This window comes from Microbulbifer sp. HZ11 (assembly GCF_000708675.1).
GTDB lineage: Bacteria > Pseudomonadota > Gammaproteobacteria > Pseudomonadales > Cellvibrionaceae > Microbulbifer.
Genome location: NZ_JELR01000001.1, coordinates 478,530 through 491,402, shown reverse-complemented (window position 1 = coordinate 491,402; position 12,873 = coordinate 478,530). Strand labels below are relative to the sequence as shown.

Annotated in this window: 8 protein-coding genes; 5 read left to right on the top strand and 3 right to left on the bottom strand. The window is 58.6% G+C overall.

Translation table 11 applies throughout. From position 1 onward, the window contains the following. Positions 1 to 80: 80 nt before the first annotated feature. On the top strand, positions 81 to 1,169 hold the full coding sequence (gene trmA, locus AU11_RS02130; protein WP_043316087.1) for a tRNA (uridine(54)-C5)-methyltransferase TrmA: 1,089 nt from the start codon (positions 81 to 83) through the stop codon (positions 1,167 to 1,169). A gap of 143 nt (positions 1,170 to 1,312) precedes the next feature. Here trmA and AU11_RS02125 read toward each other — a convergent pair whose 3' ends face one another. Genes AU11_RS02125 through rmuC form a run of 3 tightly spaced genes read right to left on the bottom strand, consistent with a single transcriptional unit; the run spans position 1,313 to position 4,134 of the window. Next, positions 1,313 to 1,777 (bottom strand): DUF2489 domain-containing protein, encoded by a 465-nt coding sequence (locus AU11_RS02125; protein ID WP_043316085.1) that lies wholly within the window; start codon positions 1,775 to 1,777, stop codon positions 1,313 to 1,315. Then, positions 1,774 to 2,718 carry an AEC family transporter gene (locus tag AU11_RS02120; protein WP_043316083.1) on the bottom strand — a complete coding sequence of 315 codons (945 nt, stop codon included), beginning with the start codon at positions 2,716 to 2,718 and terminating at the stop codon, positions 1,774 to 1,776. Before AU11_RS02120 ends, AU11_RS02125 begins: the two co-directional genes overlap by 4 nt. A 3-nt stretch (positions 2,719 to 2,721) precedes the next feature. Then, the gene (rmuC, locus tag AU11_RS02115; RefSeq protein ID WP_051686871.1) at positions 2,722 to 4,134 is read right to left on the bottom strand and encodes a DNA recombination protein RmuC; all 1,413 of its coding nucleotides are present in this window, start codon (positions 4,132 to 4,134) and stop codon (positions 2,722 to 2,724) included. A gap of 160 nt (positions 4,135 to 4,294) precedes the next feature. Between rmuC and murI the strand changes: the two genes are divergently transcribed. The 4 genes from murI to AU11_RS02095 all read left to right on the top strand — a co-directional run bounded on the left by murI (position 4,295) and on the right by AU11_RS02095 (position 12,756). Continuing rightward, on the top strand, positions 4,295 to 5,119 hold the full coding sequence (gene murI / locus AU11_RS02110) for a glutamate racemase (RefSeq protein ID WP_043316081.1): 825 nt from the start codon (positions 4,295 to 4,297) through the stop codon (positions 5,117 to 5,119). A 107-nt stretch (positions 5,120 to 5,226) separates the two neighbouring features. Further along, on the top strand, positions 5,227 to 7,956 hold the full coding sequence (locus AU11_RS02105) for a PD-(D/E)XK nuclease family protein (protein ID WP_043316078.1): 2,730 nt from the start codon (positions 5,227 to 5,229) through the stop codon (positions 7,954 to 7,956). Then, positions 7,953 to 11,444: an exodeoxyribonuclease V subunit beta gene (locus tag AU11_RS02100; protein ID WP_051686870.1), complete on the top strand. Its 3,492-nt coding sequence runs from the start codon at positions 7,953 to 7,955 to the stop codon at positions 11,442 to 11,444. Before AU11_RS02105 ends, AU11_RS02100 begins: the two co-directional genes overlap by 4 nt. 238 nt (positions 11,445 to 11,682) lie before the next feature. Then, entirely contained in the window at positions 11,683 to 12,756 is a 1,074-nt protein-coding gene (locus AU11_RS02095) for a 3-deoxy-7-phosphoheptulonate synthase (RefSeq protein WP_043316075.1), read from the top strand. Positions 12,757 to 12,873: the final 117 nt, after the last annotated feature.

Below are 12,873 nucleotides of genomic sequence, written 5' to 3'. Positions count from 1 at the left end.
TATAATCCGCGCCCCGACGATCCTTCATCCGGTTTCGGCAATCATTCCCATAACGCATCTCAACGACAACGGCTTCACACATGGCTCTTCACCGCGTAAACACCGACGACTACCAGCAACAACTGGACCAGAAAGTGGCCCGCTTGCGGGAAGCCTATACCCCCTACACCGACCTGCAACCCGAGGTATTTCCCTCACCGCCGAGCCACTACCGCCTGCGCGCCGAGTTCAAGATGTGGCAGGACGGCGCCCGTGTGGATTACGCCATGTACAAACAGGGGGAATACAAAAAGCCGTTTGTGATTGAAGAGTTTACCGTGGGCTCCGAGCGGATCAACGCCCTGATGCCGCCCTTACTGGATGCCATCAACGGCAGCGAAATCCTGCGCAAACGCCTGTTCTGCACCGAGTTCCTTACCACCCTGAGCGGCGATGCATTGATCACCCTGATCTACCACAAACCTCTGGGTGAAGAGTGGGAAGCGGAAGCACGCACGCTGCAGGAACGTCTGGGCGTTCCGATTCTCGGCCGCTCGCGCAAACAGAAGCTGGTACTGGAGCGGGATTACGTTATCGAGAAGCTCGACATCAATGGGCGGACGTATCAGTACAAGCAGGTAGAAGGGAGCTTTACCCAGCCAAACGGGGAAATCTGCCGATCAATGATCGGCTGGGCGAAGAGCTGCTGTGAAGACAAAACACGTGATCTGCTGGAACTGTACTGCGGCAATGGCAACTTCACCATTCCCCTCGCGGAGAATTTCCGCAAGGTGCTGGCGACGGAGATTTCCAAGGTATCGGTGAACGCGGCTCAGGAAAATATCGCGGCGAACGGCGTCGACAATCTGGCCATCCTGCGTTTATCCAGCGAGGAATTTACCCAGGCCATTGATAAGGTGCGGCCGTTTCGCCGCCTGAAAGATTTTGATCTGGACAGTTACGATTTTTCTACCGTACTCGTAGACCCGCCCCGCGCCGGGCTGGATGCGGATACCTGTGCGATGATCGCGCGCTTTCCGCGTATTTTGTATATCTCTTGCAACCCGGAAACCCAGCTGGAGAACCTGGCGGAACTGACCAAAACCCACCGTATTAAGCGCTTTGCGATTTTTGACCAGTTTCCGTATACGGATCATACGGAGTCCGGGGTTTTGCTGGTGAAGAAGTAAGGCGCTAATCGTAGAGCCCGGATAGTAAAGGCCAAAGAAGCTGGATCCCGGATCAAGTCCGGGATGACGGGAGGGCGGGATCGTCATACCGGCGCAGGCCGGTATCCAGTCGCACTGAACCCGACCCGATGCTCCCAACGAAATTAAAAACTCCGCCCCAAAATCCGCTTGGCCGCATCCAGGGCAAAATCCCGGTACTCGCCTTCAATACGTACCATTTCCTTCTCAAACGCGAACTTTTCCTTGCGGGAAAGCTTCTTCCAATCCTCCAGAATCGGAATATGGCTGGTCTTGTCCGCCACCTGATAAAACGCCACAAATTCCTCTTTCACCGCCGGCTCAACCTGCAGCGAATCCAATAGAACACGGATACGCAAGGATGCTTCGGTCAGCCCCACGCCCTCTTCCAGCAGTGTTTTCGCAATAATCTGAATACTGTTGTTCACCCTCTCCCGCTGCGCGTCCGCCGCCGCTTCCAGCTCTGCCAGCTGCTGCGCCTGACGTTTGCGCGCGGCGCGCAGTTCCAGGCAGTAATAAGTGGCGATGGCAGAGAGCACAAGAATAATCAACCCGGCAACTACCAGGATCCACACGGGTACTTCGGTCATGGGAGGTTTACCTTCAACAGTGCCAGCCCGAGGCTGGCGGTCACAATAGAAAAGAGTGTACTGATCGCGATGATGTTGGCGGCAAGCTGGCTGTTGCCACCGAGCGCGCGCGCCATGATAAACGACGCAGAGGCCGTCGGGGTCGCGGCGAGCAGGAACAGGATCGCCATGGACTGGGTATCCAGCCGAAACATCAGGCCTATGCCCAACAGTACCAGCGGCACGATCAACAATTTGAAAGCACTTGCGGCAAAGGCGCCAAATGAGCTGCGGCGAAGCATACTGAGATCCAGCGTCGCGCCGATACACAACAGGGCCAGAGGCAAGGTGACTGAAGCGAGATATTCGCCGGTCTGCACCACCATGTGCGGCAGCTTGAGCCCAACTGCCTTTGCCAGTAACGCCGCAACAATCGCGACGATCAGTGGGTTTCTGGCAATGTCTTTTAGCAGCTTGCTCCAGCTGAACCTGGCCTTCTGGGAATACACCGCAAACAGCGCAACCGCGGCGATATTGTAAAAGATGGTGATGACCGCCATCAGCAGTGCCGCCTGCGCCAGGCCCGCGGGGCCGTAGGCATTCGCTGCCCAGGCCAGGCCGATAATGCCCAGGTTGCCGCGGAAAGCACCCTGAATAAACGCACTGCGATCCCCGTAGGCCAATGGTCGCGCCACCACCCAGGCCAGGGGAACCGTCAGCATGGTCCCAATCAAGCCCGCCAGTAACAGCGGCCATTCATCCCCCAGGTGGGCGTCGGAACCGAAGATATTGAAGAACAGCAGCGCCGGCAGTGTTACCAGAAACACCAGTTTGGACGCATCGTCGACAAAAGATTCACTTAGCAGTTTGACCCGCGCGAGTCCGTAGCCCACCAGCAGGGTAAGAAAAATCGGCGCGGTGACCGCAAGCGCGAAGGAAAAGGTTTCGAAGATCGCGTTCAAAACTTATTCCGCTTCGCTCTCTGTTTCGGTTTCGGTGCCGGTGTCGATTAGTGCTTCGCATTTCGGTTCCGATGACGGCAGCTTGTGGCTGTCTTCCGCTTTCTCGCGCAGGTCCGCGGCAATCTGCTTGCGGGTCTTGGCACCGAGCTTGCGCAGGCTGTCGATGCGCTTCACCACATTGCCGCGGCCGGTGGCGAGGCGCTTGTAGGTTTCCTGATAGGCCTCATCGGCCTGACGGATACGGGTACCGAGGTTATCGAGGGATTCCAGCACCAGCGCAAACTGGTCGTGCAGCTTGCCCGCCTCATCAGCAATCTTTTCCGCATTCTTGTTCTGTTTTTCGTAGCGCCAGATATTCTCCACCGTACGCAGGGTAGCCATCAGGGTGGTGGGGCTGACCAGTACAATCTGGCGCTCGTAGGCGAACCGGAACATCTCCGGGTCCGCCTGCATGGCAAGCATGTACGCCGCTTCAATGGGGACAAAAATAAACACGAAGTCGAGAGTGCGCACCCCTTCCAGCTGCTCGTAGGCTTTTTTATTGAGGCCGGTGATATGGGCCCGCAGAGAATTCACATGCTGTTTCAGTGCTGCGGTGCGTTCCTCGTCGGTTTCTGCGGACGCATAGCGCTCGTAGTCCACCAGCGAGACCTTGGAATCGATGATCAGGTCTTTGTTCTCCGGCAGGCGCACAATCACGTCCGGCTGGCGACGGCGGCCATTGCTGGTAAAGCTCACCTGAGTTTCGTATTCTCGGCCCTTCTGCAGGCCGGATTCCTCCAGCAAGCGCTCCAGCACCACCTCACCCCAGTTGCCCTGGATCTTGCGGTCGCCTTTAAGCGCAGAGGTCAGGTTGAGCGCCTCGTCGCTGATGCGCTGGGTCTGTTCCCGCAGCGCCTTGATCTGCCCCATCAGGCTGTTGCGTTCGGCATTCTCGCGGTCGTAGACATGCTCTACCCGTTTACGGAAATCTCCCAATTGGCGCTCCAGCGGGTCCAGACTCTTGCGCAGGCTGTCTTCACTGCGGCGCTGGAAAGCCTGCTGCTTCTCTTCAAAGATGCGATTGGCCAGGTTTTCAAACTGCTGGGTCATGCTGGCGCGGGTCTGCTCCAGCTGCTGCTTCTGCTCTGCGAGCGCGGCCTCACCCTTCTCTACCAGTACCTGATAACGGGCCAGCTGGGTGGATTTTGTATCCAGCTCCGTGCGCAACTGCTGGATATCCAGCTCGTAACGGGATTCCTGCTCGCGGCTGCTGTTGAGCTGGGCCTGCACCACCTGGTGCTCTCCCTGCAGCGCCTGCAAGTGCCGGTTGACCGCAGAGCGACTGATCCATGCCGCGATGGTCACAAACAGCACAACCAATACACCCGCCAGCACCGCTTGCTCTAGAGTGACCTGGAGAGGAAACGAAATCATAGAAAACTCTTAAACTTATTGAGGTGGCCCGGATTACCCAGGCGACGCGCTGCGGGCAAATGACGTGCCAGTCCCGGCGCTGAATGCGGTATTCTTGGCCCGATTAGCACACCCTGCCACCGTGAGCGGGTTGCCGAATTGAGGGAAACAGGTTTTCGTTATGCCCAATGGAAGCGGCCATTCTAACAAGGCCCCCAGCGCATTGATATTCGATTCCGGCGTCGGCGCCATCAGTATTGCCCGCGAGATCCGCCGGCAGATACCCGCGCTCACACTGCATTTCGGGGTCGATAACGGCTTTTACCCCTACGGCACCAAAAGCGAGGAGGAGCTGCGTCCGCGTATCGTTGAGCAGGCCTCCGCCATGATGGCAGCCACCGGGGCCGATATTCTCGTGGTGGGCTGCAATACCGCCAGCACCTTGGCCCTGCCACAACTGCGTGAAGCCCTGAGCCAGCCCGTTGTTGGTGTCGTTCCGGCAATCAAACCCGCGGCCCAGGAGACCGAAAGTGGTGTTATCGCCCTCATCGCCACCGAGGGTACCGTCAACCGCCGCTATACCCGCGAGCTGATCGAGCAGTTCGCCAATGGCTCCCGGGTAATCAATGTGCCGGCACCTGAACTGGTGCGGCTGGCTGAAGCAAAACTCCGTGGCGAGAGCATCTCCGCCGCCGATCTGGAGCCGGTACTGCGCCGTATATTTCACACCGCCGGTGGCGACAAAGTGGATATCGCGGTGCTTGCCTGTACCCATTTCCCCCTATTGCGAGAAGAACTGGACGCGTTTGCGCCACGGCGTATCCGCTGGCTCGACTCCGGCCCTGCCATCGCCCGTCGTGTGCAATGGTGGCTGGAGGAACTGAAGCTGGTGCTACCAGAGACGGCAGGCGCAAGCCAGCTACTGAGTAGCGCCCCGGACGCAGAGCATCGGATCGCCCTCGCCTTTGCCGAGTTCTCGCCCGCCCAGCGACTGCCAGTAAGCTAACTGGTGATTATTTAGCCCGCCCGCGACCGTTGACAGGTCCCCCGCAAAACGCGACTGTTACCCGCAATACACGCCCATAAAATTTTAAGAATCAGGTTCGCCTTTCCATGCTGCAACCGGCATTCCCTGTCCTGCAAATTCTCGCGCAACTCCCACCCGGAGGCCTGCTGCTGACACCCAACAACCGCCTGCGCAATCGCTGCCAGCAGGTGTATGCCAGCGAACAGCCTGCCGGCGCCAGCTGGGCACCGCCCGCGGTGGAGTCCATGCAGGGCTGGCTGGATAAATTGTGGTTCTCCCTGCAACAGCAAGGTTGGCAACCGGCGATGCAGCAGGTACTGAACCGCGAGCAACGCCAGCTGCTGTGGCAGCGGGCATTCGATGAAGCGCTGGAAAGAGAATTGCTGAACAGCCTGCAGCTGTGCCGCGACGCGGACGGGGCGCTGGCACAATTACTTCAGTGGCAGCTGGTGCGCGACCTGGATCAGCTCGACAGTGCCATCGATCCGTTGCTGGAGCAATTCGCCCTGTCCCTGAGCGCCGACGAATTCCCGCTGTTCCGTATGATTCGAGCTTTCTCGCATCAGTTGCGCCTACACAATGCCATTACTCCAGACCAGCGCGATCAGCTGATTCTGCAGGCGTTCAACGAGGGCGCACTGCCGAAACTGCCGCAGATCGATACCGCCGGTTTCGCGCAGATATCGCCGCTGCACAAATCCATCATCGAAAACGCAGCCGAGAACGGCGCCGAGAAAGTCATCAACCACTCGGCAAGAAAACGCCAGGCAACAATCACCCGGGCCGCCTGTACCAACCTCGAAGAAGAGCTATACCAGGCCGCACGATGGGCGGAACAGAAGCTCGAACAAAGTGCCGCGACGAACAGCCGCGCCAGTGTCGGCATTGTGGTCAACAACCTCGGCCAGTGCCGCGCCCAGGTGGAATCCATTTTTGCTCGCGTGCTGGAACCACAATTTCTCGACCCGGCGCAACCGCGCTACACCTTGCCATTTAACTTCTCCGCCGGTACCCCACTCGCGCAGACACCGATCGGCGCCGCCGCATTGCAGTTGCTTGAACTCCTTGCGGACGAATGGGATTACTCGCAACTGAGAAACATCCTGTTCAGTCCCTTCTGGGGAAATGAAGACGAACTGTGGCTGCGCAGCGCCCTGTTCCGCCGCTTGCGCAAACTGGAGCTGCGCAAAGTCACCGGCGATACCCTGCGATACTGGGCAGAACGCATCACCGAAGAGCTGAAACTCGACACCGCCCAACTACCGCGACAACTGGAGCAGATCGGCGACCGCCAGCGGCGCTGGCAGCGCGCGCCCGCGGAAATCTGGGCCGCGCGTTTCTCCGAAATTTTCACTCTTTTAGGCTGGCCTGGCGAACGCAATCCAGACAGTCAGGAATACCAGCAGCTGATGCATTGGGAAATAGCGCTGGAAAGCTTTGCCACGCTTTCCGCCTTCGCAGGATCGCTAACGACGACACAGGCGCTGCAGCAATTGCGCCAGATCGCCAGTCGCACGCCGTTTCAGGCGGAAACCCGCGATGGCCCCCTGCAGATTCTCGGTGTTCTCGAAGCCGGGGGCCTGGCCTTCGATCACCTGCGTTTGGTGGGCTTCGGCCAGCAGCAGTGGCCTACCGCCCCGGCGCCCAACCCGCTGCTTCCAATCCAGTGGCAGAAATACTGGAAAATGCCCCGCGCCAGCGCCGAGCGCGAGCTGGAACTCGCCCGGGAACTCACCGACGACCTGCTGAATGCCAGTGGCGATATCGTGGTCAGCTATGCCTGCGAGGAAGACGGTGTGCACCAGGGGCTAAGCAATCTGTTTGGCGAGCGCGAGGAAGCGGAAACCTTCGACAGCGACGGCCTGACGGAATACAACCAGCGACTGACCAAAGCAACAACATTGGAAAAAGTCTCCGACACCAGGCTACCGCCGCTCATGCCCGCAGAATGTGAGCGCGTGCGAGGCGGTGCCTCGGTCCTGAAGGCACAAGCACTGTGCCCGCTGAACGCTCAGTTACGCTACCGCCTCGGCGCCAGTGATTTCATGTCCCCCAGCATCGGCCTCAGCCCTGCAGAACGCGGCAACCTGGTGCACCAGGTGCTGGCAGAATTCTGGCAAGCCTGCAGCGACTCAACCCAACTCAAGGCGCTGAGCGAAAGCGAGCGCAATCAACAGATCGAATGTGCGATCGATAATGCGCTGCGCAATATGCGCAAAAAACACGGGCACCTGCCCACTGGCTTCTGGGCCATGGAGCAACAGCGACTGTTGCGCCTGATGGAGCAGTGGCTGGAACTCGAAGCCGAGCGCCCCGCGTTTCGCGTGGATAAAATCGAATGGGATCAACAGGTCTCCATCGGCGGACTGCAATTCAACCTGCGCCTCGACCGGCTCGATCAACTCGACGGTGGCGAGCAACTGGTCATTGACTACAAAACCGGAACGCCCAGCATCAACGAATGGTTGCAGGAGCGAATTCGCGAGCCCCAGCTCCCCCTTTACGCCCTCTTCCAACCACAAGCCCAGGCCATCGCCTTCGGTCAGGTGCGCACCAGTGATTGCAAATGGAGCGGCTGCGGTGAACTGCAGCAGCCCATCAACGGCATCAAGCCCGTGGGAGACATCCAGAAAGACGCTCCCTTCACCACCTGGCAGGACCTCAGCGACTACTGGCGCCAGGGCCTGGAACGCCTCGCCGGCGAATACCGCAACGGCGTCGCCACACTCCAGTTCGACCGCCCACAGGACAACACCAATCAGAGCGAACTCTGGCCGTTAAATCGCTGGCCGGAACGGGAGCAAGCAGCACAATGACCAAAGCAGTACCCAATCCCGCAGTCTTCCAGCCCATCGACGCCGAAGCCCGTACCCGCGCACTGGATATTACCCGCAGTTTCGCTGTATCTGCGCCCGCCGGTTCCGGTAAAACCGGACTGCTCACCCAGCGGGTCCTGAAGTTACTGTCCAGTTGCCAGCAGCCGGAAGAAGTCCTCGCCATCACCTTCACCCGAAAAGCCGCGGGAGAGATGCGCGAACGCTTGATCGAGGCGCTTCAGACTGCGCGGGATACTATAAGACCCGAGAATCCGCACGATGCCATTACCTGGGATCTGGCCAGTGCACTGCTGGCGCGGGATCGCGAACTGAACTGGCAGCTGCTGCAGATGCCCCAGCGCCTGCGGATCCAGACCATCGATGGCCTGTGCCGCAGCCTTGCCAGCCAGTTGCCAATCGAAAGTGGCCTGGGTGCACCGGGAGAACCGCTGGAACAGACCCAGGTCGCCTTTGAAATGGCGGTGGTGAACCTGCTCAAGTCCCTGGATGGTGACGAGGCGGATACCGCCCTGCAACAACTGCTGCTACATCTGGACAATGACCTGGGTCAGCTCAACAAACTGTTGCAGATTCTGCTGGAAAAACGCGACCAGTGGCTGGGGCCATTGCTTGGTGTGGGGCACGAAGGTGCCCAGGATTATTTTCACTTTGCCATTGATGAGCTGGTAACGGATCGTCTCACAGAGCTGGCTGAATGCCTGTCTGTTTATCAGGGTGAATTGCTGGAACTGGCGGATTTTGCCGGCAGCTACCTGCGCGCCAATTCCGTGGCCCATCCACTGGCGGCATGCGCGGGTATTGTCGAATTGCCCGGCACTGACGCCAGTGCCCTGCCCCACTGGCTGGCGCTGATCAATATGCTGGTCACGGACAAAAATGGCCCGCGCAAGCGCGTGGACAAACGCCACGGTTTCCCCACAGAAAAAGAAGTGCCCGGGGCCGATACCTACAAGAGCCGGCTTTACGCACTATCTGCGGAATTGAGTGAAAACACCTCCGTAACGGAAGCGTTCAACGAAACCCGCAATCTACCCACGGGTTTGCAGGAAAGCCAGTGGGAGCTGCTACAGGCGCTGGCGCAGGTGCTGCCAAAACTGGTCGCCCAATTAAAGCTGGTGTTCCAGCAACTGGGTGCCACCGACTACACCGAGGTCGCCCAGGCCGCACTGATTGCCCTCGGAAATAGTGACGAGCCCACAGACCTGGCACTGAAACTCGATCTGCAAACCCGGCATATTCTGGTCGACGAATTTCAGGACACCTCGCAGATGCAGTTGCAACTGCTGGAGAAGCTCACCGCCGGCTGGGAACCCGGTGACGGGCGCACCCTCTTTATCGTTGGCGACGGCATGCAGTCCTGTTACGGGTTCCGCAACGCCAACGTGGGTATTTTCCTCGACGCCCGCGCCCGCGGCATCGGCCACGACGACAACCGGGTGCCCCTGGAGCCACTGGACCTGCAGGTGAACTTCCGCTCTGAAGGTGCCGTGGTGGAATGGGTGAACGATACTTTCCAGAAAGCATTCCCTGCGCAGGACAATATCAGTCGCGGCGCTGTGCGCTATCTGCAGTCTCACGCGTTCAAGAGCAGCAAGTGGCCGGCGCCGGCAGTGAATTTCTACGGTTGCGTGAATGACGAAACTCGTGATCTGGAAGCGGATCAGGCGGTAAAACTGGTAAAGGCATTGCGGGAGCAAGACCCCGAGGGCCGCATTGCGATCCTGGTCCGCAAGAAAAAACACCTCGGCCGCATACTACCTGCATTGAGCGCCGCCGGTATTGCCTTTCGGGCGCCCGACCTGGCGCCGCTGGCCAGCAAAATGGTGGTGCTGGACCTGCTCAGCCTTACCCGCGCCCTGCTCGACCCCAGTGACCGCATTGCCTGGCTTTCCGTATTCCGCGCGCCCTGGTGTGGACTGCAATTACCGGACCTGTACACCCTCGCCAATTGGTGCAATCAAACCGGTGACGGAACAGAAAACCGCGCACCGACTGACAGCAGCGCCCGCCCATTGATTATGGCGCTGCAAGAGATCGACGAGATTCCGCTGTTGAGTGACGACGCCCGCGAGCGACTGCATCGCTGTGCAGAGTCGATACATCAAGCCTGGCAACAACGGGGCCGTAAACCCCTGCGCACCTGGATCGAAGGCCTGTGGCTCGCCCTAGGTGGCCCGGCAACCGTAGCCCACAAAAGCGAACTGGATAATGTGCAGGACCTCTTCCAGCTACTGGAAAAGTTCGACACCGGCAGCACCATTGCCGACTGGACCCAGTTCTACAACGCACTGGAAAAACTGTTCGCCCGCCCCGGCCAGGATGCCAGTGTGCAGGTGATGACCATTCACAAATCCAAGGGTTTGGAGTTCGAGCACGTTCTGATTCCCGGGCTCGACCAGGGCGGCAAGCCCGGCGGCGACCAGTTACTGCGCTGGGCCGAGTGGCTAAATAGCGAAGGCGAAAGCCGCTTTATGCTCGCCCCGAAAAGCGCCCGCGGCGACAAAGACCCGCTGTTTGACTACCTGCGTCACGACAACAGCGAACGGGAGCGTTTAGAAGGCACCCGATTGCTTTATGTTGGATGCACCCGCGCCATCCGCTCCCTGCATCTGCTCGCCTGCGTAAAACGGGACGAAAAGAAAGGAACCCTCAAGCCACCTGGCGCCGCCGCACTATTGGCCTGTATCTGGCCATCCATTCCTAAAGAAGAAGCGAGCAACTGGTGCCACTGGCCGGAAGCACCCAAGCAGGAAGACGGCGAATCGCGTGTGCGCAAGGATTACGACTATCTTTTGCGTCTGCCACAACCCTGGGACAGGCCGGCTGCTCCCACACGGGACTGGTTGAGCCAGTACCGCACACCGGATTACAAACCGACGGAGCTGACAGAAGCTAGCGAGCCCAACCTACCAGACATGGGCCTGGTCGCATTGCGCTGGTTCCGCCACGCGGGCACGGTAGCCCACGAAACCCTGGCAACTCTCACCGAATCACCCGCGATGCTAGACAAGACACCGGCAGAGCTCAGCGAACGACTACGCCCTCTCTGGGACTTACGCCTTGCACAGGCCGGGCTCAGTGGCAGCAATCTGGAAAAGGCCCGGGAAAAAGTTGAGCAGGCAGTGGTGAATACTCTGAATTGCGAGACGGGACGCTGGCTGCTTGATGCCAGCCATAGGGACTCCGCGGCGGAACTGGAACTACACAGCGGCGGCCGACAGCTGAGACGCAATATCATCGACAGAACCTTTATCGATGACACCAATACCCGCTGGATTGTCGACTACAAGACCGCAGAGCCAATCGCCGGTGAAATCGAGGAAGCCTTTCTCGACCAACAGCTGGAGAAGTACCGGGGCCAGCTGGAAAACTACCGCCGCCTGTTTTATCAGCGCGGAGAAAGGTCTATCCGCTGCGCGCTCTACTTCCCATTGCTGCAGCGGCTGATTGAGCTTCCTCCGGAATAACACAGAGGGAATTCATCCTATCCAGAGGGCAAGGAATAAAGCCACGCGATAATCCATCCCACTGACGAACGATTTTAAATGACAGATATTGCGCCCACTCTCGAAAGCCGTGACACCTAAAACTGTTTCAAATGAAACCCTAGCTCTGCTCCCGACCACTAGGTAGCATAACTGCCCCGCAGCGTACGCCCTGCGGGCACGGACGCGTAAAAAATTATCGAAAAGTAGTGAATTGACCATGACCACGCAGCAGTTTGACGACCTGAACGTCGTCTCCCAGGACATCCTGATTACCCCGGAAGCGCTGAAATCGGAACTGCCCGTCAGCGAAGCTGCCGAAGCCTCGGTAGCCGCCGGACGCGCCGCAGTGCGCGACATTCTGGACCGCAAAGACCACCGCTTGATGGTTGTGATCGGCCCCTGTTCCGTTCACGACGTGGATGCGGCCATCGATTATGCCAAGCGCCTCAAGGCGCTGGCGGACAAGGTCTCTGACACCCTGCTGATTGTCATGCGTGTGTATTTTGAAAAGCCCCGTACCACCGTAGGCTGGAAGGGCCTGATCAACGACCCGCATCTGGACGACTCCTTCAAGATTGAAGACGGCCTGCATATCGGTCGCAAGCTGCTGCTGGATATTGCCGAGCTGGGCCTGCCCACCTCCACCGAGGCACTGGACCCCATCTCTCCTCAGTATCTGCAGGATCTGATTTCCTGGTCCGCCATCGGCGCTCGTACCACTGAATCCCAGACCCACCGGGAAATGGCCAGCGGTCTCTCCTCCGCTGTGGGCTTCAAAAACGGCACCGACGGCAGCCTGGAAGTGGCCATCAACGCCCTCCAGTCCACCGCCAATCCGCACCGCTTCCTGGGTATCAACAAAGAAGGCCAGGTAGCCATCATCCACACCGCCGGCAACAAATACGGCCATGTGGTATTGCGCGGCGGTAATGACAAGCCAAACTACGACTCCGTCAGCGTTGCCATGTGTGAAAAGGAACTGGAAGCCGCCGGTCTGGTGCCAAATATCATGGTCGACTGCAGCCACGCCAACTCCAACAAAAACCACGAGCTGCAACCGCTGGTGGTCGACAATGTGACCCACCAGATTCTGGATGGCAACAAGTCCATTATCGGCATCATGGTGGAAAGCAACCTCAAGGCCGGCAACCAGAAGATCAATAAAGACCGCAGTAAAATGGAGTACGGTGTGTCTGTCACAGACAAGTGCATCGACTGGGAAACTACTGAATCCCTGCTACTGAGTATGGCAGAACAGCTGCGCAATCCGTTGAAGGAGCGCATGGGGTAAAATCCAGCATAAACCGGGTTTCCCTATCGAAAAAAGGTCGGCATTGCCGGCCTTTTTTGTTTATAAACATACAGGATCACGCGCATATACAATCTAGACCCAAAAACATCTACCGCG